24 protein-coding genes are annotated in these 26,714 nt (G+C 35.8%); 14 read left to right on the forward strand and 10 right to left on the reverse strand.

All coding sequences use genetic code 11. The features are described from left to right. Nucleotides 1-86: 86 nt before the first annotated feature. From gpmI to R1T42_RS09595, 5 genes are all read left to right on the forward strand, one after another. The gene (gpmI, locus tag R1T42_RS09575) at nt 87-1,601 is read left to right on the forward strand and encodes a 2,3-bisphosphoglycerate-independent phosphoglycerate mutase (RefSeq protein WP_317290179.1); all 1,515 of its coding nucleotides are present in this window, start codon (nt 87-89) and stop codon (nt 1,599-1,601) included. A gap of 4 nt (nt 1,602-1,605) precedes the next feature. Continuing rightward, nucleotides 1,606-2,187 (forward strand): thioredoxin family protein, encoded by a 582-nt coding sequence (locus R1T42_RS09580; RefSeq protein ID WP_317290180.1) that lies wholly within the window; start codon nt 1,606-1,608, stop codon nt 2,185-2,187. Between the two features lie 49 nt (nt 2,188-2,236). Continuing rightward, on the forward strand, nt 2,237-2,596 hold the full coding sequence (locus R1T42_RS09585) for a cupin domain-containing protein (RefSeq protein WP_317290181.1): 360 nt from the start codon (nt 2,237-2,239) through the stop codon (nt 2,594-2,596). A gap of 131 nt (nt 2,597-2,727) precedes the next feature. Beyond that, on the forward strand, nt 2,728-3,537 hold the full coding sequence (gene map, locus R1T42_RS09590) for a type I methionyl aminopeptidase (protein ID WP_006796011.1): 810 nt from the start codon (nt 2,728-2,730) through the stop codon (nt 3,535-3,537). 28 nt (nt 3,538-3,565) lie between these two features. Then, the gene (locus R1T42_RS09595; RefSeq protein WP_317290182.1) at nt 3,566-4,339 is read left to right on the forward strand and encodes a class I SAM-dependent methyltransferase; all 774 of its coding nucleotides are present in this window, start codon (nt 3,566-3,568) and stop codon (nt 4,337-4,339) included. Here the strand turns inward: R1T42_RS09595 and R1T42_RS09600 are convergent. Together R1T42_RS09600 and R1T42_RS09605 are read right to left on the reverse strand one after the other, a co-directional pair. After that, a complete protein-coding gene (locus R1T42_RS09600) occupies nt 4,323-5,357 on the reverse strand; it encodes an FAD:protein FMN transferase (protein WP_317290183.1) in 1,035 nt (344 codons plus the stop codon). The genes R1T42_RS09595 and R1T42_RS09600 overlap by 17 nt on opposite strands. After that, a complete protein-coding gene (locus R1T42_RS09605; RefSeq protein ID WP_042247405.1) occupies nt 5,354-5,713 on the reverse strand; it encodes a hypothetical protein in 360 nt (119 codons plus the stop codon). The genes R1T42_RS09600 and R1T42_RS09605 overlap by 4 nt, the downstream gene beginning before the upstream one ends. 115 nt (nt 5,714-5,828) lie before the next feature. Between R1T42_RS09605 and R1T42_RS09610 the strand changes: the two genes are divergently transcribed. Genes R1T42_RS09610 through R1T42_RS09620 form a run of 3 tightly spaced genes read left to right on the forward strand, consistent with a single transcriptional unit; the run spans nt 5,829 to nt 11,094 of the window. Continuing rightward, complete coding sequence (locus R1T42_RS09610) at nt 5,829-8,759, forward strand: GH92 family glycosyl hydrolase (RefSeq protein WP_317290184.1); 2,931 nt, start codon at nt 5,829-5,831, stop codon at nt 8,757-8,759. A 6-nt stretch (nt 8,760-8,765) separates the two neighbouring features. Next, nucleotides 8,766-9,749 carry an isoaspartyl peptidase/L-asparaginase family protein gene (locus R1T42_RS09615; RefSeq protein ID WP_317290185.1) on the forward strand — a complete coding sequence of 328 codons (984 nt, stop codon included), beginning with the start codon at nt 8,766-8,768 and terminating at the stop codon, nt 9,747-9,749. A gap of 10 nt (nt 9,750-9,759) precedes the next feature. Beyond that, on the forward strand, nt 9,760-11,094 hold the full coding sequence (locus R1T42_RS09620) for a sugar MFS transporter (RefSeq protein ID WP_317290186.1): 1,335 nt from the start codon (nt 9,760-9,762) through the stop codon (nt 11,092-11,094). Nucleotides 11,095-11,263: 169 nt separating this feature from the next. On the opposite strand, the gene nqrF is transcribed toward R1T42_RS09620, so the two are convergent. The 6 genes from nqrF to R1T42_RS09650 are packed head-to-tail and all read right to left on the reverse strand — an operon-like array spanning nt 11,264 to nt 17,378. Continuing rightward, nucleotides 11,264-12,571: an NADH:ubiquinone reductase (Na(+)-transporting) subunit F gene (gene nqrF, locus R1T42_RS09625; protein ID WP_042247402.1), complete on the reverse strand. Its 1,308-nt coding sequence runs from the start codon at nt 12,569-12,571 to the stop codon at nt 11,264-11,266. 4 nt (nt 12,572-12,575) lie between these two features. Then, entirely contained in the window at nt 12,576-13,310 is a 735-nt protein-coding gene (gene nqrE, locus R1T42_RS09630) for an NADH:ubiquinone reductase (Na(+)-transporting) subunit E (RefSeq protein WP_006796019.1), read from the reverse strand. A 46-nt stretch (nt 13,311-13,356) separates the two neighbouring features. Then, nucleotides 13,357-14,001, reverse strand: coding sequence for an NADH:ubiquinone reductase (Na(+)-transporting) subunit D (locus tag R1T42_RS09635; protein ID WP_317290187.1), 645 nt, complete (start codon nt 13,999-14,001; stop codon nt 13,357-13,359). A gap of 4 nt (nt 14,002-14,005) precedes the next feature. Beyond that, a complete protein-coding gene (locus R1T42_RS09640; RefSeq protein ID WP_036584249.1) occupies nt 14,006-14,794 on the reverse strand; it encodes a Na(+)-translocating NADH-quinone reductase subunit C in 789 nt (262 codons plus the stop codon). A 2-nt stretch (nt 14,795-14,796) separates the two neighbouring features. Then, complete coding sequence (locus tag R1T42_RS09645; protein ID WP_317290188.1) at nt 14,797-16,023, reverse strand: NADH:ubiquinone reductase (Na(+)-transporting) subunit B; 1,227 nt, start codon at nt 16,021-16,023, stop codon at nt 14,797-14,799. Beyond that, nucleotides 16,023-17,378: a Na(+)-translocating NADH-quinone reductase subunit A gene (locus tag R1T42_RS09650; RefSeq protein WP_317290189.1), complete on the reverse strand. Its 1,356-nt coding sequence runs from the start codon at nt 17,376-17,378 to the stop codon at nt 16,023-16,025. Before R1T42_RS09650 ends, R1T42_RS09645 begins: the two co-directional genes overlap by 1 nt. A gap of 183 nt (nt 17,379-17,561) precedes the next feature. On the opposite strand from R1T42_RS09650, the gene R1T42_RS09655 reads away from it, so the two are divergent. Then, nucleotides 17,562-18,818 carry a type IX secretion system plug protein gene (locus R1T42_RS09655; protein ID WP_317290190.1) on the forward strand — a complete coding sequence of 419 codons (1,257 nt, stop codon included), beginning with the start codon at nt 17,562-17,564 and terminating at the stop codon, nt 18,816-18,818. Between the two features lie 2 nt (nt 18,819-18,820). Here R1T42_RS09655 and R1T42_RS09660 read toward each other — a convergent pair whose 3' ends face one another. Further along, entirely contained in the window at nt 18,821-19,723 is a 903-nt protein-coding gene (locus tag R1T42_RS09660) for a peptidase associated/transthyretin-like domain-containing protein (RefSeq protein ID WP_152565651.1), read from the reverse strand. Between the two features lie 153 nt (nt 19,724-19,876). On the opposite strand from R1T42_RS09660, the gene R1T42_RS09665 reads away from it, so the two are divergent. The 3 genes from R1T42_RS09665 to pruA all read left to right on the forward strand — a co-directional run bounded on the left by R1T42_RS09665 (nt 19,877) and on the right by pruA (nt 23,174). Beyond that, a complete protein-coding gene (locus R1T42_RS09665) occupies nt 19,877-21,022 on the forward strand; it encodes a DUF3667 domain-containing protein (protein WP_317290191.1) in 1,146 nt (381 codons plus the stop codon). Nucleotides 21,023-21,025: 3 nt separating this feature from the next. Next, a complete protein-coding gene (gene apaG / locus R1T42_RS09670) occupies nt 21,026-21,412 on the forward strand; it encodes a Co2+/Mg2+ efflux protein ApaG (RefSeq protein WP_317290192.1) in 387 nt (128 codons plus the stop codon). Between the two features lie 133 nt (nt 21,413-21,545). Next, nucleotides 21,546-23,174 carry an L-glutamate gamma-semialdehyde dehydrogenase gene (pruA, locus tag R1T42_RS09675; protein ID WP_317290193.1) on the forward strand — a complete coding sequence of 543 codons (1,629 nt, stop codon included), beginning with the start codon at nt 21,546-21,548 and terminating at the stop codon, nt 23,172-23,174. 157 nt (nt 23,175-23,331) lie between these two features. Here pruA and R1T42_RS09680 read toward each other — a convergent pair whose 3' ends face one another. Next, nucleotides 23,332-24,369 (reverse strand): Omp28-related outer membrane protein, encoded by a 1,038-nt coding sequence (locus R1T42_RS09680; RefSeq protein ID WP_317290194.1) that lies wholly within the window; start codon nt 24,367-24,369, stop codon nt 23,332-23,334. 167 nt (nt 24,370-24,536) lie between these two features. Between R1T42_RS09680 and R1T42_RS09685 the strand changes: the two genes are divergently transcribed. Continuing rightward, nucleotides 24,537-25,016, forward strand: a complete 480-nt coding sequence (locus R1T42_RS09685) for a TlpA family protein disulfide reductase (RefSeq protein WP_317290195.1) — start codon at nt 24,537-24,539, stop codon at nt 25,014-25,016. 39 nt (nt 25,017-25,055) lie between these two features. Next, on the forward strand, nt 25,056-26,687 hold the full coding sequence (locus R1T42_RS09690; RefSeq protein ID WP_317290196.1) for a DUF6029 family protein: 1,632 nt from the start codon (nt 25,056-25,058) through the stop codon (nt 26,685-26,687). The last annotated feature ends 27 nt before the right edge of the window (nt 26,688-26,714 follow it).

Consider the following 26,714-nt stretch of genomic DNA (forward strand, 5'->3'; position numbering starts at 1 on the left):
TTACCGAAACCGATTGCGCAATCTTATTCACAAATCATCATTTTAAAAAATCGCTTTTCTTAACTTTAGCTTTCAAAAGAAAGACATTGAACAAGAAAACGATATTAATGATTCTCGATGGATGGGGAATCACTCAAGACCCAAAAGTTAGCGCCATCGCTCAAGCACAGACTCCTTTTATAGATAGTCTATATGATAAATATCCACATGCAACACTGCGCACAGACGGCGAGCACGTTGGATTACCAGAAGGGCAAATGGGAAATAGTGAAGTAGGCCACATGAATCTAGGTGCTGGCCGTATTGTTTATCAAGATCTAGCCAAAATCAATAAAGCCATTAAAGAAGATACGCTTAAAGATGAGCAGGTTCTTGTTGATGCACTCGCTTTCGCGAAAGCGAATTCCAAAAAAGTTCACTTCTTAGGGTTATTATCTGATGGTGGAGTTCATGCGCATATAGACCATTTAAAAGCACTATTAGATGTAGCTGAAAGTCATGAAATAGAAGATGTTTTTATACATGCCTTTACTGATGGACGCGATGTAGACCCAAAGTCTGGCGCAGGTCACATTGCAAATCTGGAAAAACATATCTCAGGAACTAATGCACAACTGGCAACTGTTACAGGACGTTATTTTGCCATGGATAGAGACCAGCGATGGGATCGTGTTAAAAAAGCATATGATGTTATTGTTCACGGAATGGGACAACCATCACACGATGCTACTAATTCTATTAAAGAGTTTTATAATCAAGGTGTCACTGATGAATTTATTGAACCTATCGTGGTTCTTAATGGAACAGAACCTGTAGCTACTGTTGAAGATGGTGATGTTATCATATTCTTTAACTATCGTACGGATCGTGGTCGTGAGTTAACTCAAATGTTATCTCAGCAAGACTATCACGAGCAAAATACTCATGCGCTAGATTTATATTATGTGACCATGACAAAGTATGATGATAGTTATAAAAATGTAAAAGTCATCTTTGAAAAAGATAATTTAAAAAACACTCTAGGTGAGGTACTATCTGCTGATGGTAAAACACAAATACGTATTGCCGAAACTGAGAAATATCCACATGTGACTTTCTTTTTTAATGGTGGTCAAGAAAAACCATTTAAAGGAGAAGAAAGAATTATGTGTAACTCTCCTAAAGTAGCAACCTATGACTTGCAACCCGAAATGTCCATCGATTGTGTTTCAAGTAGTATCATACCCGAAATTAACAGACAAGCTGCAGATTTTATATGTCTTAATTTTGCAAATCCTGATATGGTAGGCCATACAGGCTCTTTGGAGGCTGCAGTAAAGGCGTGTGAAGCTGTTGATCAAGCAGCACATGATGTCATAACAGCTGCAATGGAACAAGATTACACCATTATTGTTATTGCTGATCATGGAAATTGCGAGGTAATGCTTAATCCTGATGGATCTGTAAATACTGCACACACGACCAATCCGGTACCTATTATTTTAGTAGATAAAGATTTAAAAGAAGTTAAGGACGGCATCTTGGGTGATATAGCTCCTACTATATTAAAGTTAATAGGTGTTAAACAACCTGAAGAAATGACTCAAAATTCGTTACTTTAACCCTATGAAAAAGATTATACTATTATTAACCGTAATACTGTTAGCTAGTTGTGGAACACAAAAAGCAACAAAAGAAAAAGAAGCAAGTGTTGCTCAACCTGAAGTACCAGCAACACCAGAACCACCTAAAACACCAGTTTTAGTTAATGGGCATTTATCTGGTGTTCAAACTAAGGATGCTTTTATGCAAGAGCCATTTTCAACATGGTTCACACCACGTTATAACGCATACAGTCTCGACGAAGAAACAAAAAACACGCTAGCCGATGCTATGAAAGATGTTGAAATCAGAGCTTATATGGGAACCTGGTGCGGCGATTCAAAACGTGAAACACCTATGTTTTATAAACTATTAGATGAAGTAGGTTTTAAAGAAAAAAATCTAACACTAATTACTGTAGATAGATCAAAATCAAAACCAGAAGAATTAGTGTCTGGTTATAATGTAGTAAGAGTACCTACTTTTATCTTTTATCGCGGTGGACAGGAAATAGGTCGATATGTAGAACGACCAAGAGAAAGTCTAGAAAAGGATATTTTAAAAATAGTAACTGGAGTGCCTTATAAACATTCTTACGATAATTAAATGACTACTTTAAACCCAGCAAATGCTGGGTTTCTTTTTAAGAAGAATTATGAGCGCGATAAATCTGAATGAAAAACTCACCTTATTTCAAGAAACCTGGACTCCTAAGATTATAGGCGAGCTTAATGGGCAACAAGTAAAACTTGCAAAACTTAAAGGCGAATTTGTATGGCATCAACATGAGAATGAAGATGAACTTTTCTATGTAGTGAAAGGTCAATTAATCATTGAACTTAGAGATCAAACGATTACTCTTAAAGAAGGAGAAATGTACATCGTACCACGCGGTGTAGAACATAAACCTATTGCACATGAAGAAGTTCATATCATGCTATTTGAACCTGCAAGCACAGCACATACTGGCGATATAGAACATGAGTTAACTAAAGATGAGTTAGACTGGATATGATTTCAAAAATCAGCCTTATTATTCTTTAGTGTTTTTTACGCTTACTAAAACAAGCTTTCCTATGTGTTTTTAATTTTGATTTTTAAAAGCATCGCGTTTGGAATTGCTATTTTTGCACTTTATTACAATCTATGATAGTTACTAAAACTCGAGAAGAATTAGAAATAATGCGTCGTGCTGCACTTATGGTAAGTAAAACACTTGCTATGGTTGCTGCCGAGATCAAACCTGGTGTTACTACTTTAAAATTAGACACCATGGCCGAAGAATTTATACGCGATCACGGAGCTATTCCAGGATTTAAAGGTTTATATGATTGTCCTAGTACACTACTTATTTCACCTAATGAAGAAGTAGTACACGGTATACCAAAAGATGTAGAAATAAAAGATGGTGACGTACTATCTGTGGACTGCGGTGCCATCGTAGACGGATTTTATGGAGATCATGCTTATACATTTGCAGTAGGCGAAATTCCTCAAGAGACGCAAGATTTATTAGATCGCACTAAAAATTCTTTGTACTTGGGTATTGAGCAATTCCGTGTAGGGAATCGTGTAGGTGATGTAGGCTATGCCATCCAGAATTATTGTGAAGGATTTGGTTATGGTGTAGTACGTGAACTAGTAGGTCATGGACTAGGTCGCACCATGCATGAAGATCCACAAATGCCTAATTATGGAAAACGTGGACGCGGGAAAAAATTTGTAGAAGGAATGACTGTTGCTATAGAGCCTATGATTAATCTAGGTACTAAAGACATCAAGCACTATCCAGATGGATGGACTATTAAAACTCGTGACATGAAACCTAGTGCACACTTTGAGCACGATATCGCGATTGTAGATGGAGAACCTCGTTTATTAAGTACGTTTGATTATATCTATGAAGTACTAGGAATTACTTCAAACGAAGAAGATCCTTATCGCTGGAAAGATTAAGTAAGGAGTGATATAGGATCAACGATAAATGAAAAAACTCTTCAAATTCTTCCTCAACCTTATCCCAAGGCCATGGCTTATTAGCTTGAGCTATTGGGTGCGTCCGCTAATGGCGTGGTGGTATCGTGGTGATCGATATACAGATCCTATAGATGGGAAATCTTTTAAAAGCTTTTTACCTTATGGCTACGGAATCGTGAGAGAAAATGTCCTTTCTCCTTCTACTCTATCCTTAGAACGTCACCGTTTACTTTGGTTGTACCTTAATAGAGAAACAGACTTACTTACTCGCCCACAATCGCTATTGCATTTTGCACCGGAACAATGTTTTTATAAACGCTTCCGCGAAAGCGAAACTATAACATACACCACAACAGATTTACTTTCTCCACTAGCAGATGTCAAGGCAGATATTTGTAACCTACCGTTTGAAGATAACAGTTATGATTTCATACTATGTAATCATGTTTTAGAACATATTCCTGATGATGAGACTGCAATGAAAGAATTGTATCGCGTCTTAAAACCTGGTGGAAAAGCCATTTTACAAATTCCGTTAGAAAATGACCGAGACATAACCTTTGAAGATGATTCTATAACAGATAAAGAAGAACGCGCTAGGATTTTTGGCCAGTATGACCATGTGCGAGTTTATGGAATGGATTATTTTGACCGTTTAAGATCCATTGGATTTCAAGTAGATGCCGTTGATTACACAGCACACCTGTCTACAGATGAAGTGGATAAATACAGACTAGCAAAAGGAGAATTAATCCCTGTAGTGACTAAATCTGTGGTTTAATATATTGATTAAAACCTGGCGTGAGTTCAAATCGCAGCATTCCATTATCATCAATATACATTATAATAACCTCGATTTCTGGTATGTTTTTGAGCAGTACTCTAGATTTTTCTAATGGCATTGCCATAAGAGCTGTCGCATAGCCATCTGCTAGTGTACAATTATTTGCAATGACATTAACACCTATGACCTGTGATGGTTGCGCTAGTCCGGTTATAGGATTTACGGTATGAACGTACTCGATTCCCGTCGCCTCATCAACTTTATACTTGCGATAATTTCCACTACCTGCCATAGCCTTATCTTGTAAATTAATGGCCATAAGAGTCTTAGTTCCTTGAGCGCCGCTTTTAGGGTCATTAATACCGACTAGAAATGGCGCATCCTTTTCTAGGTTTTTACCTTTAGTAATTACTTCACCACCTACCTCTACAATATAATTCTCAACTCCTTTTTCATCCAGCATTCTAGCGATATAATCTACTAATGTACCTTTGGCAATGGCATTATACTCTAGATACATTCCTGGCTGTGTAGTTGTCACGTGGTAACCTTCATCAATTGTAGTTTTTTGTATATCCATTTTATAAAAACCTACAAACTGTAATAGACTATCAATTTGTTTTTGTGATGGAATATTAGTTTGTTCACCATTTGCTCCAAATCCGTAAGCGTTCACTAAGTTTCCGACTGTAGGATCAAAGTATCCATCAGTCTTGCGATAGATCTCTTGAGCAGCATCAAAAACTTCTTTAAACGCCTTACCTACAACAACAGTAGAATCTCCATCATTAATTCTATTTATATCAGATTCAGGTACCCAAGTAGACATGCTTTGATTAAACATATCAATTATTGCGTCTATATCTTCTGTAAGCTCCAGCGGCACATCATGAAAAGCTTTAATTCCATAAGTGGTGCCTATCGCATTGCCTACAAAAGTTTGCGGTGCGGTTAGTTCCTGTTTTTTTTCACAAGAGATTACTATAAGAATAAGTAATAGAATTAGTTTTTTCATTTGATTTCAATTAGGCCTGCAAAATTAACGGTATAATCTTCTTCGTGATGTACTGGTATTTCGTAATTTTTTGAATTAGCTAGCCCTACACCAGCATAATAAGTTCGTGCTTTAAATTTAATGCCATGATCTTTAAGTTTATTCATAAATACTTGATCATACTCAACTGGGTTTGCAGGATAAGAAATCGCTCGTACTACTACAAAATGTAATATTTTATCCTTGAGTGCCACAAACTGTGGATTCTTTTTAGGCTTAGAATTTATAGATATAAATTCAAAACCTAATTCTTCCATTTCCTTACCTACGATATTCATCGCTAGTTGATGCAGTTCTTGTTCTGTAAGTGGTGTCATGCTACAAAAATAGTCACTAACTCATCAATAGACTATAAAGGTTTACTTAAAACCACGAGCGGCTTATTAAAAATCTAGATATGACTATATTTAGGCACAAACTGACTCTGCACCTATGAAAAGAATAGTACTATGCTCACTCTTTACAATTCTTATGTTTTCATGTCAACAGAAAAATGAAACTATCATAACTGACAATTCTGTAGCAAAAACAGACAGACCACTTACAGAATACGTCAACACCTTCATAGGAACTGGTGGACATGGGCACACTTATCCTGGCGCGACGATGCCTTTTGGAATGATGCAATTAAGTCCAGACACTAGACTCGATGGTTGGGATGGATGTAGTGGTTATCATTATACAGACGATGTGATTTATGGATTCTCACATACTCATTTAAGCGGAACAGGAGTAAGCGATTACGGCGATATTCTTTTGATGCCTACTACAAAGCCTATTCTACACAACGGTGCCGATGGAAAAGAAGGCTACTCTTCAAAATTCTCTCACGATAATGAAAAAGCAAGTCCCGGATATTATGAAGTGCATCTGGACGATACTGATATAGACGTGCGATTAACAGTTACAGAACGTGCAGGAATACATGAATATCGCTTTCGCGAAAGCGAGAACCAATACGTCATCCTAGACTTATTACATAGAGATAAATTACTGGAGCATGATGTACAATTCTTATCCGATACTGAGATTACTGGAAAACGATATTCCAGCGCATGGGCTACTAAGCAAATGCTCTATTTCTATATAAAAACATCGCATCCTATTAAAAACTGGGATCGTAAGTACATAACTACACCAGAAATTGAAGCCCTAGAACTGGACAATCCCGATAATGAACCAGTCACCATCAAAATAGGAATAAGTCCAGTAGATAAAGAAGGAGCAAAACGCAATCTTGAAGCTGAAATAGGTGAAAATGATTTTGACACCATTAAAAAAGAGGCAAACAATGCTTGGGAAAAACAGTTAAATAAAATCGTTATTGAAGATGATAATCACGATAACAAAGTAAATTTCTACAGCGCTCTATATCACACCATGATTGCTCCAAATTTATATCAAGATGTAGATGGTCGTTACAGAGGAGTGGATCTAGAAATTCACGAAACACAAGATTTTGATTACTACACAGTATTTTCATTGTGGGATACTTATCGAGCTGCTCATCCATTATATACCATTATTGAACAAGAACGAACTAATGATTTTATCAACACCTTTACTGCTAAATATAAGGAAGGTGGCATTATGCCCATCTGGGATTTGAGCGGTAATTACACCGGCTGTATGATAGGTTACCACGCCGTACCTGTAATAGCCGATGCTTACATGAAAGGAATACGCGACTATGATGTAGACATAGCTTTTGAGGCTATGAAACACAGTGCAACTAGAGATAAATTAGGCTTAGATTCTTATAAATCATTAGGATTTATTCCCGTAGAATTGGAAAGTGAGTCTGTTTCTAAAACACTAGAATATGCTTATGATGACTGGACTATTGCACAACTGGCTCAAGAATTAAAAAAACCTGACGATTACAAAACTTATATTCAAAGAGCTCAATATTATAAAAATCTATATAATCCAGCCACAGGTTTTCTTCAAGGTAGAATGCGTAATACATGGTTTGCACCATTCAAGCCTGAAGAGGTGAACTTTAATTACACTGAGGCAAACGCATGGCAGTATAGCTTATATACTCCACAGGACATCTCTGGCCATATTAAATTAATGGGAGGAAATGCAGCTTATGAAAAACATCTAGACGAAATGTTCAATGCACCCATGGAAACTTCAGGACGTCATCAAGCAGATATTACTGGTCTTATAGGTCAATATGCACATGGCAATGAACCTAGCCACCATATGGCTTATCTGTACAACTATGTAGGCAAACCGTATAAAACCCAAGAGAAAGTTTATGAAATATTAACCTCACTCTATCACAATGCGCCAGATGGAGTGTCTGGTAATGAAGACTGTGGACAGATGAGCGCTTGGTATGTACTCAGTTCGCTAGGGTTTTATCCGGTGACTCCAGGATCAAATGAATATGTGATAGGAACACCTCTTTTTGACAAAGCGACGATCAATCTGGAAAACGGAAAGCAATTCACTATAGAGAAGCATGGTGATGGTAAGTATATCGCTTCCGCGAAAGCGAATTCTCAACCACATTACAACTCTCACATAACTCACGATCTTATTATGAACGGTGGTACGCTAGCGTTTGAGATGAGTAACGAAGTAACCGATTGGGGAACAGTTCAAGAAAACTGGCCAGTATCTTCTATTAAAGATGAACTTATTATCACACCTCCATTTATAGAAAAAGGTAAAATCGCATTTGCAGACTCTACCGTCATTCATTTAAATCAGGTTAATGAAAATGCAACTATGTTCTACTCCAGAGATGAGTCTGCATGGCAAGAATATAAATCCCCTATTACTTTATATAATGCGGGAACATTATCTGTGATAGCTCGTATGGAAGATAAAAAAAGTCCAATGGTTACCACCGCTTTTTATAAATATGATAAAAACATGAAGGTGACTCTTGGGCATTCTTATGCAAACGAGTATAGCGCTGGTGGTAATAATGCATTAATCGATGGCATGAGAGGAACTGAAGATTTCCGTTCTGGAGCCTGGCAAGGAACTCAGAATGAAGACTTAAATGTGACTATAGATTTAGGCAACCCTAGAACTATTAGTAGTATAGAAGCAGGTTTCTTAAAAGATCAACGCAGTTGGATTTTCTGGCCTAAGACTGTAACTTTTGAATTCTACAATGAAAATGGTGAAATGGTAAAAAACATAAATCGTAATTTACCAGAAACAGGAAAAGAAGAAGTGTCTAAAGTCTTTAGACCTCGCCTAGAAACTCCTGACATTAAGGATAAAATTAAGTTTATTAAAATGAAAGCCACCACATATGGGAAATTACCTGAGTGGCATTTGGGATATCCTTTTGGCGGTACCTCATGGATTTTCATAGATGAAATTAACGTAAACTAACCCAGATTGAAAAGAAGACAATTTATAAAAAAAACAGCTCAAGGTAGTGCTGCGCTTACGTTGGGCGCTACATTACTGTCGTGTGTAGAATCAACAAATAAATCGATTATGACAAATAAAACAGCACCTGTAGCTATTTGCACTTGGGGTTTTACAAAAGCAAATCAAGCTGCTGGTGAAGCATTAGAATCTGGTATGGCAGCACTTGATGCAGCAATCAAAGGTGTAGCTGTAGAAGAAGAAAACATAAAAAACACCACAGTAGGTAAAGGAGGCGCACCAGATCGAGAAGGTAACGTAACCTTAGATGCCTGTGTAATGAATTCAAACGGTGATTGTGGTGCTGTAGTTTGCGTTGAAAATATTACTAATGTTGCTGCATTGGCTAAAGTTGTCATGGAAGAAACTCCACACGTCATGTTAGCTGGTAAAGGCGCCGAAGAACTGGCGTATAAAAATGGGTTTCAAGCAGAGCAACTACTTACCGATTCTTCAGAGGCTGCTTATAGAGAATGGCTCAAAACTAGCGAATACAAACCTATTATTAACATAGAAAATCATGATACTATAGGAATGCTATGCTTGGATCAACATGGTGATATCGCTGGAGCTTGTACCACATCTGGACTTTCATATAAAATGAAAGGTCGTGTAGGTGATTCTCCTATAATTGGGTCTGGTTTATTTGTAGACAATGAGATAGGTGGCGCCGCTGCTACTGGAATGGGTGAGGAAATCATGAAAACTGTAGGTAGTTTTTTAATTGTTGAATTGATGAGACAAGGTAAAACACCACAAGAAGCTTGTGAAGAAGCTGTACAACGCATCGTTACCAAAAATAAAAATATAGAAAATTTTCAAGTAGCTTATATCGCTCTCAATAAGAAAGGGGAAACTGGCAGTTACTGTATTCATCCTGGATTTGCAATGATGCAGTATAAAGATGGTACTAATTCACGTATAACATCAGCAGCAACACTGGACTCATAGAAACATACCAATGAAATCAAAAAATAATTACAACACAGCATTTGTCTTTTTGGCGACCTTATTTTTTATGTGGGGTTTTATAACCGTTTTAGTGGATGCCTTAGTACCTAGATTGAAAGATGTATTTGAATTAAGTTATGGACAATCCATAATGGTACAACTAGCATTCTTTGGAGCATTTTTCTGCTTTGCTATACCATCAAGTTTTTTACTTGAAAGAATAGGATATCAACGTGGAATTGTGATAGGACTATGTACTATGGGAATAGCTTGTTTACTATTTTATCCAGCTGCAAGCATGAGAGAGTTTTGGATATTTATTACCGCCTTTTTCACATTGGCAGCAGGGATTACCTTATTACAGGTAGCTGCAAATCCTTATGTCACACTACTAGGTGATGAGAAAACAGCATCAAGCAGACTTAATCTATCACAAGCTTTCAATAGTTTCGGAACCTTATTAGCACCTATAATTGGAGCTTTATTTTTACTAAGTGATACCGTAATGGACAGTATAGCGATTGAGAAACTCAATGAGTCAGATCGCTTAGATTATTATGCTAGTGAGGCATTAACGGTTCAAGAACCATTTATCATAATCGCACTCATACTGTTTGCACTTGCCGCTATTTTTGGTTGGAAAAAACTACCTTCTTTAATTAAAGTAGCTCCAGTTGGTGGATATTCTCAACTATTAAGTAATAAAAAATTCCTATTTGGAATGTTGGGTATATTCATGTATGTAGGAGCTGAAGTTTCAATCGGCAGCTTTTTGGTCAATTATTTTCAAGAACTCGATGTAATAGAAAACATTAAAAACAACGAGTTTTTAAGAGGCCTATCTTCGTTTCTGTTAGTCGGTAAAGACATTGATCAATTAGATGCTAAAGCTGTATTAGGATCCTTTGTAACGCTATATTGGGGTGGAGCGATGATTGGTAGATTTATTGGAGCTTTTTTAATGCGTTTTATTAGTAGTGGCAGATTACTTATGATATTCGGATTACTTGCTATAACAATGATAGTTATATCAGTGAGTAGTAACGGAACGACTGCCATGTTTACCATACTAGCGGTAGGACTATTTAACTCGATCATGTTTCCTACTATCTTCAGTCTAGCTTTAAATGGACTAGATAATTTAAAAGCACAAGCTTCAGGATTACTAGTAATGGCAATTGTCGGTGGAGCTATTATACCAAAGCTTATAGGAACAATAGCTGATGCCATGAGTACTGATGAAGATGGTAATCTAACCGGTCAAGGACTAGGAATTGCTTTTCTATGTCTCACATTTTGTTATGGTTATATCGCCTATTATGGCTTAACGAAAAGCAAATCATAGAAACCGACTATAGATCATTATCTATAAATCAATTGGACCTAGCTCAAATAACATATTCACTGAACAATCTGTAGGTCAGAGACTCATAATAATGAGGTTATCACGATTCTATAAAATAAAAAACCCGACTATAAAGTCGGGTTTTTTATGATTGAGATAAAATTAATTATTAACCTCCAAAGTCATCAAATCTGATGTTCTCATCAGGAATTCCAAAATCCTCACCCATTTTTTGAACCGCTTGATTCATCAATGGAGGACCACAGAAATATAACTCGATATCTTCTGGTGTATCATGATGATTTAAATAGTTTTCAATTACACAGTTGTGAATGAAACCTACAAATCCATCACCTTCACCATCTATACCATCTTTTACTTTCCAATTATCTTCTTCTAATGGTTCAGACAATGCAAGGTAAAATTTGAAATTAGGAAAATCTTTTTCTAATGCTCTAAAGTGATCCAAGTAGAATAATTCGCGTTTAGATCGACCACCATACCAATAAGTCACTTTTCTACCAGTCTTCAAAGTACGGAATAAGTGATACAAGTGAGAACGCATAGGCGCCATTCCTGCTCCACCACCTACATAAAGCATTTCTGCTTCAGATTCGTTGATAAAGAACTCTCCATAAGGACCTGATACTACAACTTTATCACCAGGTTTCTGGTTGAATATGTAAGAACTAGCAACACCAGGATTTACATCCATCCATCCGTTCTTTGCTCTATCCCATGGCGGCGTAGCAATACGTACATTTAACATAATATCACGACCTTCTGCAGGGTAAGAAGCCATAGAATATGCTCTTTCAACAGTTTCCGGGTTTTTCATTACAAGTGGCCATAAGTTAAACTTATCCCATTCTGCTTGAAATTTGTCTGCTGTATCATGCTCTTCTGGGTGAGCTGTGATATCCATATCTTTAAAATTCACAGTACATTCTGGAATTTCGATTTGAATATATCCACCAGCTTCATAATGCATATCTTCTGGAAGACGCACTACAAATTCTTTAATAAAAGAAGCAACGTTATAATTACGAACTACTTCTGCTTCCCATTTCTTAATACCAAAAACCTCTTCAGGAATCTCAATCACCATGTCTTGTTTTACCTTAACCTGGCAACCTAATCTCCATCCTTCTGCGATTTCTTTACGTGAGAAATGTGGCTCTTCAGTAGGAAGTATTCCTCCACCACCTTCTTTTACTATACACTTACACTGGATACATGTCCCACCACCACCACATGCAGATGGTAAGAATAGTTTATTATCACCTAATGTACTTAATAAAGTACTACCAGATCCAGTCGTTAAATCTCTTTCTCCATTCACGTTAATGGTCACTGGACCAGATGGAGATAATTTTTGCTTTACTACTAAAAGAAGCGTTACTAATAACAAGGTTAATAGTAAAAACGCTGCTACTGTAGCAATAATCGTTCCCGTAGTTCCTGCTGCTAATATCATTCTATTACTGGTTTACTTGTGTTAGTTTGTCTTCTAATGCAGTCGCTTGTATAGTCAACTCATTACTTTCATCTACCGGCATTACAGATAATTCATTTGTATCTGATTTTTCTTCTTCATCACCGCCTGTTAACATTCCACCAAAGCTCATAAAACCGATGGCCATTAATCCAGTAATAATAAATGTAATCCCTAGTCCTCTTAACGGAGCTGGCACAGATGAATAGCGTATTTTTTCACGTATCGCTGCAATAGCTAATATTGCTAAAAACCATCCTATACCAGAACCTACACCATAAGTGGTAGCTAATCCTAGAGTAGCAATCTCTCTAGATTGCATAAATAATGATCCACCTAATATCGCACAGTTTACTGCAATAAGTGGTAAAAATATACCTAGTGAATTATAAAGTGATGGCGAGAATTTCTCTACTATAATTTCTACTAATTGCACCATGGTAGCAATAGTTGCGATAAACATTATAAAAGATAAGAAGCTTAAGTCATAAGAAGCGTACTCTGCCCCTAACCACTTTAAAGCTCCAGGCTGCAATATATACTGATCTAGCATCCAGTTTAACGGTACCGTAATCGCAAGTACAAAAATTACAGCAGCACCTAATCCAACTGCCGTAGATACTTTCTTAGATACAGCAAGGTATGAACACATCCCTAGGAATGTAGCAAACACCATATTATCTATAAAGATTGATTTGAAAAATAATTCTATATGTTCCATATTGTATGTTTTGAATACGCTTTCGCGAAAGCGTAATAACCTATATCTAGTCTTCTATTAAAGCTTTATTTCTACTACGTTGCACCCATATAATTAGACCTACAACAATTAACGCCATAGGAGATAATAGCATGAAACCATTATTCTCATATCCTATCGAATATAATCCAGTCTTCTCTATTGGATCTCCTAGCACTGCATAACCTAATAAAGTTCCTGAACCTAAAAGCTCTCTAAAGAAACCTACCAGAATAAGTATAAATCCATATCCAGCTGCATTACCTATTCCATCAAGGAAAGATCTCCATGGACCATTACCTAAAGCAAAAGCTTCAAAACGTCCCATGATAATACAGTTTGTAATAATCAATCCTACAAATACTGATAGCGTTTTACTTAACTCATAAGCATATGCCTTAAGTACCTGGTCAACAATAATTACCAATGCTGCTACAACTACTAGCTGTACAATAATTCTAATTTTAGAAGGAATAATGTTTCTCATTAAAGAGATCACCACGTTACCTACACCTAATACAAAAAGTACTGAAATAGACATTACAATCGATGCCTGCAACTCTGCAGTAATCGCAAGAGCAGAACAGATCCCTAATACCTGAATAGTAATCGGGTTATTATCTAATAATGGATCTGATATTAGCTTACTATCTTTTTTTGATAAAAGTCCCATATATCTATTTCTTTAAAGTTTTAAAATAAGGTACATAAAGACCTAAGTCTTTTTTAATCATAGCAGTTACTCCATCACCTGTAATTGTCGCTCCTGCAATAGCGTCTACCTCATAATCATTTTTATCATTATTCTTAGGATCTGCATTACCTTTTGCTACCGTAATTCCTTTAAAAACACCGGAGTCGTTCAATAAATGTTCGCCAGTGAAGTCATCCATAAAATAAGTTTGCTTGATATTAGCACCTAGACCAGGTGTTTCTCCTTTATGATCAAAATAAGCGCCTTGAACAACCATATCTTCATCAACAGCTACATAACCCCATATGGCATCCCATAGACCTTTACCTCTAATAGGTGCTACATATAAGGTTTTACCTTCTGGGTTTTTACCAACAAACAATGGCAACAAACGTGTACCTTCGGTCTTTTGAAGATTTTGTTGTTTTTTTACGTCTATTAAATAAGGCTCTTGGTTAGCCTCATCCATGTATTCTTGACGAGTTTGCGTTTTAACAATGCTACCATCTTTAAAAGTAAGTACTAATTGTTCAGTCACATTCTTTTTAAATTCTTCTGGAGCTTCACTAGCATCAATAAATACAGCAGAGCTACCTTCGTTATTATTAATACCTAGAGCATAAAGTATATTTTGCTGCTTTTCTATTTTCTCGTTTTGAGCTATTGCAGGGCTTAAGCTAGATGCTAAAAAGGCCAATATTCCACCTACTACGATTACCATTCCTACGGCAAAGAGTAAGGTATATGAATTTTTATCAGTTCTATTTTCCATAATTAAGCTGCTTTAACTTTTAAACGCTTCATTCTTTTCTTTACGTTACCTTGAACTACATAGTGATCAATTGTAGGCGCAAAAACATTCATCAATAAAATGGCAAGGAATACTCCTTCTGGATAAGCTGGATTAAACACGCGTATCATAATTGAAATGAACCCAATTAAGAAACCATAAATCCATTTACCCTTATTAGTTTGTGAAGCGGTTACTGGATCTGTCGCCATAAATACAGCACCAAAAAGGATAGAACCTATGATTAAGTGTTGCCCGAATGGAACACTCATTAATCCATAAAATTTACTAGAATCTGTTATGATTCCTGCATCAACCACACCGTTAAAGATCAATCCCATCACTAGTGCACCAACAACAGTACTCAACATAATTCTCCAGCTTCCTATCTTAGTAAAGATTAAGAACAATGCTCCGATAATTATTAAGAATTTAGAAGTCTCACCAACTGATCCTGGGATTAATCCCCAGAACATATCCCAGTAATCGTAAGCAACTGTGCTATTTTGAGCATAAGATCCTAGAATCGTTTCTCCAGATATTGCATCTAAGTTACTTTGTCCAGCAGCAATCATTTGATCGCGTTCTACTGCACCATGCACCCAAACTTTATCTCCAGACATCCAAGTAGGATAAGCAAAGAATAAGAAAGCTCTTATAGTTAATGCTGGATTCAAGATATTCATTCCTGTTCCACCAAAAACTTCTTTACCTATTACTACTCCAAATATTACTGCTACCGCTAACATCCATAACGGAATATCAACAGGAACTATTAATGGAACTAACATACCTGTTACTAGATATCCTTCTTCAACCTCGTGACCTTTGATAACTGCAAATAAAAATTCTACTGCCAGACCTACTCCATAAGAAACAGCTACAAGTGGTAAAATTGTCCATGCTCCAATTAGTAAGTTATCAATCGTCCAAAATGATGCTCCTAGGAAACCATTTGCACTTTCAATCATTCCTTGAGCAAGGTAATGCTGGTAACCAGCGTTATACATACCAAAAATCAAACATGGCACTAGAGCCATGATCACTGTATTCATAGTACGTTTTAAATCATCTGCCGCTTTGATATGTGTCCCATTGTGGGTCACCTCATTAGGCAAGTATAGAAAAGTATGGAGTGCGTTAAACGCAGGAGCCATCTTCTTCCCTTTATACTTTTCTTTTAAGTCGTGTAATTTGCTTTTTAAACTCATTATCCTATCTCTTTAAGCATTAAGTCTAATCCTTCTCTAATTATCTTTTGATGCGGTTGTTTAGACACACAAATAAATTCTGTCACCGCAAAATCTTCTGGTGCTACTTCGTACATACCCAAAGCCTCCATTTCATCAAGATCTTTATACATACAAGCCTTTAAGATTTGCATAGGATAAATATCTAAAGGAAATACTTCTTCATAATTACCAGTAACCACAAACGCTCTGTGTTCACCATTTGTATTGGTATCTAGGTCGTATTTCTTCTTAGGATTTAACCATGAGAAAGTTAAAGCTCTAGATGGAGAAATTTTATCAAAAACAGGTTTATTCCAACCAAATAATTCATAATCATCACCTTCTGGAATTACCGTAACAACATTGCTGTAATAATCTAAAACACCAGACTCACCGACCTGCTTACCTGAAAGAACATTTCCAGAAATCACACGGTGATTAGCTCCTTTTTCAATACCATTTTTATAAATAAAAGTATCTAAAGTAGCCCCTATTTTTGTTGTAAAGTATCTTGGGTTTTCAACAGAAGATCCTGCTAGAGCAACAACACGCTCTGCGTTGAACTTACCCGTTAAAAGCAACTCACCGATAATCACCAAATCCTGTGCTGCTACAGTATAAACCGTCTCACCTTTGTTAATAGGATCAATTTTATTGATAAGAGTACCTACATTACCACTAGGATGTGGTCCAGAAACCTTATGCAGTTCAACACCACTTAATCCAGTAAAGATAGAATCAGAGTTTTTTGCAACTCCTACATGAACCTTACCATCAGTAAGCATTCCTAAGGCAGTAATAGCTGCCTGTAGTTCTTTTTCCTTACCTGAAAGTGCAAAATTTAAATCTGCTGCAAGCGGTGCGCTAGCGTGACCAGAAATAAAAATAGCTTTAGGAGTAAGTGTTGGATTTGCAACCACGTCATAAGGACGCTGCTTTACAAATGACCAACAACCTGATGCGAGCAAGTGATTTTTAACCTCTTCAGCTTTTTTACCAGACAAGTTAAATGCGCCATGATTGACGAAGTCTTGGTTAACATCTGCTTTGATCTTAAAGGCATCGATACGTCTTTTAGGACCACGTTGCACTTCTACAATCTCACCAGATACTGGAGATACAAATTTCATTGACTCGACAGACTTGTTGTAAAACAAAGTCTCACCGGCTTTTACGTGAGTACCTTCTCTAGCTACTAGCTTAGGAATGATACTGTGAAAATCTTCAGGTCGTACATAATAAAAAGATGAAGCAGCAGCATTATCAAGCTCTTTTTGAGCAGCTCCTACTAACTTTATATCGAGACCTTTTTTAATTCTAATGTCTTTTGACATAGGATGATGGATTTAGTCCTTTTAAAAATCGTGCAAATTTACGCGATAATGCGCAGATTATTGGATGCTGATTTTATTTAGAATAATTCTTAATAGAATAACTCCGTAAGTTTGGCATCGCTTTCGCGAAAGTATTAACAACATACACAATAAACGTTATATTTATCACGTATTTAACCATCTATGAAGTCGTTTTTTATTTTAGTCTTTACAACACTATCCGTTGTTTTTATCGCTCAGTCACAAACTTTAGAGGATCTTGTTAATGATCCCGACTATATAAAGTCAGTAACATTCAACAAAGAACCAGAATATATGCTTCCCGTGTTTCAAATGGGAGAAACCGTGGCGTTAGAATTTGATGACGTCATAGGTGATGAGGCAGATTATTACTATCAGTTTGAACACTATGATTATAACTGGCAACCTAGTCGTTTATTTAAAAATGAGTTTCTAGACGGTATTGATGACATGCGCATCTTTGACTACCGTAATTCTTTTACCACTTTACAATCTTTCTCACATTACACCTTATCGATACCAAATCAATTTACGCGTGGTTTTAAGGTAAGTGGCAATTACATGATTCACATTTACAATGATAACAGAGAACTCGTTTTTTCAAGAAAATTTATGATAATGGAAGAAAAAGCTCAAGTTGGTGTAGAAATTAAAAGAGCAAGAGATATTAAATATATTAACACCCAGCAAAGAGTTCAATATACTGTAGACTCTCAAGAAATTAACTTCATTAATCCAGCTGATAATCTGAAAACAGTTATTATACAAAATTCAGACATCCAGACCGCTCTTTATGATATTAAACCACAATTTAATTTAGGAAACAGGCAAGAATACAGGTACGATACAGAAACCTCATTCTGGGCAGGAAACGAATATTTAAATTTTGAAAACAGAGATTTCAGATCACCTAATCAAAACATAGATTATGTACGAAAGAAAGATTTATATGAAGCATATCTTTTTGTTCACAAACCTCGTTACGGTAATGAATACACATTTTTCCCAGATATTAATGGAAACTATTTAGTGACCACATTAGATAATGAAGACAACGCTGTTCAAGCAGAATATGTAAACATTCACTTCTCACTTTTACCTGCTTTTAATTTGCCTCCAGATGCCAGCATCTATGTAATGGGTAATTATAATGCTTTTCAATTACAACCCGAAAATCAACTAATCTACAACGAGAAAAGAGGTATGTACGAAGCCACTATTCTTTTAAAACAAGGTTTCTATAACTATAGATATACAGTGGTGTACGATAACGGAGAACAAGATCCAGGATTCATATCAGGGAATCTATGGCAAACAGAAAACGTATACACTGTTCTTGCTTATTATCGTGAACCAGGTGGTCGTTATGATCGATTAATAGGTCAAGGCGCAGGAAGTAGTGAGGATATTAGGAATTAAATCTACTCATAATATTTAAAACGATAATTTAAAAAGTAATTTTTATCTAAATCATTTTTTCCAAAAGATTGGGTGTAATTCAATTGCTTTTCTAGGTCAACTGAACCATTTTTTGCTAAGCGATAAGATTCAATTTTATATTCTTTTGATTCTTTATCAGATATTTTTACTCTAGCCATAAACAATCCATTGTTGCAAGTAATAAACTCTCCGTTTTCATCAACTGCTCCAAGGTTTTCTAATTGTAAATAGAATCCATCTTCCGAAAATTTTAAGTTTAATTCCTTAGTTGAAAATGTTAACTCATCAATCTTACCAGTAAGAATATTTTTAATCGATGAAGAATAAATTAAATCACCCAAGCTGTCACCGTTAACTTTGAGAATATTTAATCTTAAATTAAGTTTAGACTTGCTAAATATTTCTTTTTGCTTTTTTGATAAACCAGAATGCCTATCAAAAGGAATTGTAATTGAGATTATTTTTTTTTCTTTTAAATTAGAATATGATGAGACCTTAGTAATTATGTTGGTATGACAAAAAATCACCTGATTCCCTAATTTTTTAGAATCACTTAATTTTTTTGTTGTCTCAGTATCTTTCTTATCAGATATTACAACTATCTCATCTAAAACATTATCAATAGGCTTTAATAAAATAGTGTCAGCAATTTTTGACCTATACATTTCTTGTGATTTGTAACCAATAGCTGAGATTTTAATATACTCATCTTTATTAAAAGTTGCTAAATCTAAGACTCCATTTTCATTGCTATACACTACTGTAGAATCACTTACCAAATTAGCAAATGGGATGATTTCTTTTGAACTTTTATCTAATACCAAAACTTTTTGAGCACATAACAATTGCATAGAAAAAAATAATAAAAAGAAACAATTTTTCATGATTTTTAATTTTATGATTCCAAAAATGATATTTTAAACACTAAGCTTTACTTGCTTAACAAAATTTTACGAAAAGTTTTGACAGAGTTCATTTCTAACTGTGCAATATGATCTTGATCTTTTACAATATCTTTACATCGACTAACCATCGATATGAAACCTACCGTAAGATCACTTGCAAAATTTAGAGGACAGCAATGTCTCAATTGTGACACGCCACTTGATCTAGCCGATAAATATTGTCATCAATGTGGTCAACTCAATACAACTAAGCGACTGGCTTTAAAGGATTTTTTTACTGAGTTCTTTGCAAATTTTATCGCATACGACTCTAGAGTGTGGCGTACTATAACGCACATTCTCATAAAACCAGGTTATGTTACAGAGCAATATTGTAACGGTAAACGAACTGAGTATGCAAATCCATTTCGGTTTTTTCTAACCGTAAGTATTGTTTTCTTTTTACTTCTTCAATTAGCCATTCAATTTTCTGACACCTCGCATCTTAAAAGTCAAAAAAGTAATAATGCAGGGATTTTTAATATTAGTATAGATTCTACGACACAAAACAAAGCAGAGCTGATTGAGCTCATTAAAAATCAGCAAGACAGCTTAGGTGACAATCAAAATTTTTATCAAAAATTAGCGATTGACAAAGCTATCGAAGAAATTGAAAAGGACACAACCACTTTAAACATAGGTCGCACCTATTACACACAAGAAAAACTTGATAACCAAAGCTACCTTTCAAAATACTTCAGTCAAGTAACTGATTATGCAAACTTCTATGGTAATCATCCATCAAAGAGTACCAGTGAAGCATTAAATGAATTAGGACATCGACTAGATAATCAAAACATCACAAGATATAACAAAGCAAAAAAATTCAGTGACTTAACAGATCAACCTATTGAGATGATCAACATCATACTTCCTAAGGTACCGTTGTTTCTATTTTTCTTTGCCCCTTTTATGAGTCTATTCTTTTGGTTGATTTATGCAAGAGGTAAATGGAATTATATGGAACACATGGTTTTTAATTTTCATCTTTTAACCTTTGTCTTCCTGATACTTTATCTGATCATCGCAGAAAAATCTTTTACAGGTACTAACATTATCGCATCACTATTTTTTGGCATTATAGGACCTTTATATCTTTACAAAGCCATGCGCAAGTTTTACAAACAAGGTAGATTTAAGACTATTTTAAAGTTTCTATTTATAAATTTTGTATTTTTCGTATTATTATTGGTAAGCAGCACATTGTTTATGTTAGGAAGTATTTTTCTAAGTATTTAATCTATGATTCAACAAGTTACAAGAGGAATTAAAATCTCTGTACAAACCAGTTTTGAAGGCACATTTTATAAAAACTATAAGATGAACTTTGCCTTTAGCTATATTATTACCATAGAAAATCAAAGCAAAAACTCTGTTCAACTAACTTCCCGCCATTGGAAAATCAAAGATAGTCTCAGTAAAACTGAGCATGTTGATGGCGAAGGTGTAATAGGTCAGAAACCAGTCATCAAGCCTGGCGAGTCGCACACTTATCAGAGCGGCTGCCTTCTTTCATCACCATTTGGCAATATGAGTGGTTATTATTCCATGGTTGATTTTGCTACGACTAAAAAGTTTGGCGTTGTAATACCTGCATTTAAACTCAGTGCGCCTTTTGCACTTAATTAATTCTAATTCCGCTTTCGCGAAAGCGGAATCAAATTTCTCATTTACTAGATTAAGAATTCTTTAGGTTATAATACAACCGTAAAGCAAGCTATTATTTGTAATTTCACGCCGAAATTATAAAATAAATCATATCATGGGAAAAGGATTTTTCAAAGTCCCAGTTGCTGTAAATGAGCCTATTAAAACATATGCTCCAGGAACTGTAGAAAGAGATCAAGTGCTAGCAGCTTACAAAGAATTGTGGAATGCAAACACAGAAGTACCGCTATATATTAATGGAAAAGAGGTTAAAACTGGCGATACTGCAGCTATAAGACCACCACATGATCACCAACATGTTGTAGGTAATTATCATAGAGGTGGAAAGAAAGAAGTACAAGAAGCAATTGCCACAGCCATAGAGGCACGTAAAACATGGTCACAACTACCGTGGGAACAGCGCGCTGGTATCTTTTTAAAAGCAGCAGAACTTATCGCAGGCCCTTATAGGGCCCGTATTAACGCTGCTACAATGATTAATCAATCTAAAACTATTTTCCAAGCAGAGATTGATTCGGCTTGTGAATTAATAGATTTTTTAAGGTTTAATGTACAGTATATGACAGAAATATATGCTGAGCAACCAGAATCTACATCGGGCGCATGGAATAGATTAGAATACAGACCTCTAGAAGGTTTTGTTTACTGTATCTCTCCTTTTAACTTTACCGCTATTGCAGGTAATTTACCAGCAAGTGCTGCTTTAATGGGTAATGTATGTGTGTGGAAACCTAGCGATCATCAAATGTTGAGTGCTCAAGTAATTGTTGAAGTATTTAGAGAAGCTGGTGTACCTGATGGCGTTATCAACATGGTAAATACTGACCCAGTAATGATGACTGATGAAGTAATGACTCATCCAGACTTTTCTGGTGTTCACTTTACAGGTTCAACATCTGTCTTCAGAAGTCTTTGGACTAAAGTAGGTGAGAATATTAATAACTATAAGACTTATCCTAAGATTGTAGGAGAAACTGGTGGTAAAGACTTTATAGTAGCTCACAGTAGTGCTGTACCTGCACAAGTTGCAACAGCCATTGTAAGAGGTGCGTTTGAATTCCAAGGTCAAAAATGTAGTGCAGCATCTCGTGCCTACATACCTCAAAGTATGTGGTCAGAAGTTGAAAACCTTATTAGAACTGACGTAGAAAGTTTTAAAATGGGATCTCCAGAAGACATGAGTAATTTCATTACAGCAGTGATTCACGAAGGCTCATTTGATAAACTTGCTAAGTATATTGACGGAGCAAAAAACGATTCTAATGCAGATGTGGTTATAGGTGGAAATTACGATAAATCCAAAGGATGGTTTGTAGACCCAACCGTTATCGTGACTACTGACCCTAAATATGTTACTATGGAGACTGAACTATTTGGTCCTGTAATTACTATTTATGTATACGAGGATGATAAATATGCCGAAATGCTGAAGTTAGTTGATGAAACTAGTGAATATGCATTAACTGGTGCTATTTTAGGTCAAGATCGCTATGCCGTATCTCAAGCAACTACAGCTTTAGAAAATTGTGCAGGTAACTTCTATATCAACGATAAATGTACAGGTGCTGTGGTTGGTCAACAACCTTTTGGTGGCGCGCGTGCATCTGGAACTAATGATAAAGCAGGTTCTAAATTGAATCTATTACGCTGGGTTTCTCCACGTATGATTAAAGAAACTTTTGTAACTCCTACAGATTATAGATATCCTTTCCTAGGGGAATAATCATTTGAAGTTTTAAATAGTAAAAGCCACGTCAGTTGACGTGGCTTTTTTATTCTACCAACATTCTGTAAACCTATAATTAATCAGAATATTTGAAACATAAAAAAAGCGCTCTATATAGAGCGCTTTTTAAAAAATCTAATAAAATTTATTACTATTAATCAAAATCTTTATTAGTTCCAACAGTAGCTTTTTGTACGTTAACAACCTCACCGGTTGCGCCTACAACAAATGCAACAACATCCCAATCAGTAGAATTTGCTGAAGCATTAGCCGTTAAATCAACACTATAAACTCCACCACCTACTTGCTGATCAGCTGGGATAGCATCTCCAAAAATATCTGTAAAAGAAGCTCTTAAGATATCATTATGAACAAAGTTAGGAATCGAACTTCCTCCACCAAAATTACTTGTGTAGTTAGTTTGTGCTGCAACCACTCCATTTTCCAATAGCACTACAACTAATTTCATACCTGTTTGATCTAAGTCAAAACCAACTTTTACAGTTGCGTTAACAGTAGATCCAGATACAGAAGAATTAATAGCAAGACCTACCGGCTTAACTGTATTTAACAATTGCATAGGTTGACTTATATTCATTGCATCACCACTAACAGATGCCCAACGAGCATCTCTATTTAGGATACCTGTAGGGAATCCTGTAACACCAAATTGAGATCTCATGCTAGCTTCTAATGGAAATGCCATAGCATCACCATTATGCACAGCGACTGCTATAACATCCTCACCACCAGACATGTTGTGTACATCTATAATTCCCTGAGAAATACGTGGACACCATCCACACCAAGCTCCTGTATAATCTTCAATCAAGGCTTTAGTTGAATAAGATGGATTGATAACATTCACGCTTACCGTATTTGAAGTATCACTACCTAAAGTTGCTTGAACACTCTTAGTTCCTACTCCTGTTAAAATAGCTGAAGTCCCAGTAATAGGAGTTCCATCAACTGTTATAACAGCTTGAGAGCTCACTATTGCGCCAGAAGCATCTCTTACTGTAAAGTTTACTAAAGTATTATCATAAACTCTAGTCTTACTAGACTCTAAAGTAACACCATTGGTACCACCACCGCCAGTTCCACCGCCATCATCTGTTGAATTTGAAGAACATGATGTTATTCCCACTGCTAGGAACAATATCATCATTTTTAAAAAGTTTGCTGTTTTCATTGGTTTGTTATTTAACATTAATTTATGGAAGTCCAAATATAACGTTTTCATAATATTATCCTAATTTATGTTAAGAAATCTGTAAATAACGTAGATAGAAAAAACGCTTTGGCATGATAATTACTTATATTCTTTATATCATTGTAAACCTTAACTATACTTATATTATGAAAAACTTATTAATTGTAGCCTTGATTTTCAGTTTCGCTTTTGCAAAAGCACAAACATCCTTACCTGAAATCACCTTAAAAAATCTAGATGGTAAAGAAATCTCTTTAGCTACCTTAAGCGATGACAAAACTGTCGTTGTTTCCCTTTGGGCAACATGGTGCGTACCTTGTATAAGAGAATTAGATACAATTGCCGAGGTTTATGAAGAAATGCAAGAGGAAATTAATTTTGAACTTGTTGCGATATCTGTAGATGATTCCCGTTCAACACGCAGAGTTAAACCAGCAGTAATGGGTAAAGGCTGGGAATATACAGTATTACTAGACCCTAATAATGATGTAAGAAGACACTTAGGAAATCCTAATGTGCCACTTACCTTAATTATTAAAAATGGTGTTATCGTTTATCGTCACTCAAGCTTCACACCTGGTGCTGAAGACGAATTATTTGATAAGTTCAAAGAACTTGCAGGATAAAACAACTCAAACAGCCAATATTAACCAACCAATTTGACAATGAAAAAATTATTGATAGCCATAGTAGCTCTAACTACTATGCAAATAACTATAGCGCAAGAAAATAGAGGAACATTCTCTGGAGGCTTTGAATCTAATAGTCAATGGTACCAAGATGATGAAGGTCTAGGTACAGTTGCACCTCAGGATCAATTGCGCTCTAATAATTACTTTACTCTTAGATATTCTTATGATAAATTCACCGCAGGTATTCAATATGAATTATTTGCACCCAATCCATTGCTAGGATATTTTGAAGGCTTTAAGGGAAATGATATCGGAACGTACTATCTTAATTTTAAACATGAAGGTTTAGATATTACCGGAGGTCATTTTTACGACCAATTTGGTAGTGGACTTATTTATCGCTCATGGGAAGACAGACAATTAGGAATAGACAACTCGATTAGAGGAGTACGCATTAATTATGAATTCACAGATTACTTAGTAGCTACAGCCTTTACCGGTAATCAACGAGTAGGCTTTGAGGTTTCTGAAGGAACGATCACGGGTCTAAATGCAGAATTAGATTTATCAAACGCCCTAGATTTAGAAACTGGAATACAAATAGGAGCTAGTTATGTAAACCGTTATCAAACCTCTACCAGTCCAGACTTAAACTTTCCGGCAGACGTTGGTTCATATAGTGCTCGTGCAGATATAACTTTTAGTAAGTTTTTCTTAGGAGCTGAATATGTTTATAAAGAACAAGATGCTTTTGTTCTTGACGGATTTGTAAGCAATAACAATTATCAAGATGGTAGAGCTCTCTTATTAAATACTGGGTATGCTACCAAAGGCTTAGGAATTAATGCCACATTTAGAGCCGTAGAAAATATGGGCTTCTATTCGGACAGAGAAGCTAGTGGTAACGCATTTCTAACAAACACTATTAATTACGTTCCTGGATATACAAAACAACAAGATTATGCCGTTTCAAATATCTACGTCTACGCACCACAACCATTTGTATCACCTGGAGAAGGAAAAGCTGGTGAAATAGGTGGTCAGATCGATGTTTATTACACGGCAAAAAAAGGAAGTAAATTAGGTGGGAAATACGGTACTAAATTTGAATTTAACTACGCTAATTGGAGTGGATTAGACGCAACATTTGATGTCACAAATAACACTTATCAAGCATCTTTACTGAGCAGAAATGAAAAATATTTTGAAGAAGCTAGTGTTGCAGTCAAAAAACGATTCAGCAGAAACTTCTCAACCATATTTACTGCTGTACACACAGAATATAACACAACAATAATTGAAGGTAGTGGAGATTTCTTAAGAGGTGACGCCTTCATTATAGATGCTCTTTATAAATTAGATGGTGGTCGTAGTGTTAGAATGGATTTACAACATTTAAGTACCGATGCTGATCGTGGAAACTGGGCTGCTGCAACAGCAGAGTATGCTTTTAGTCCCTACCTATCCATGTATGTAACTGATTTATATAATTATGACGAGACTGACATACATTACTATTCTGTTGGTGGTAGTTATACTAGAGGAAGAACTCGTGTCGCTATGAACTATGGCCGACAGCGCGGTGGATTAGTTTGTGTAGGTGGTGTATGTAGATTTGTGCCAGAAAACACTGGGCTTACTTTAAATATCTCAACAAACTTCTAGTTTTTAAAAATTAGATCAAAAAAAAGA

It is taken from the genome of Nonlabens ulvanivorans, assembly GCF_032922765.1.
Lineage (GTDB): Bacteria > Bacteroidota > Bacteroidia > Flavobacteriales > Flavobacteriaceae > Nonlabens > Nonlabens ulvanivorans.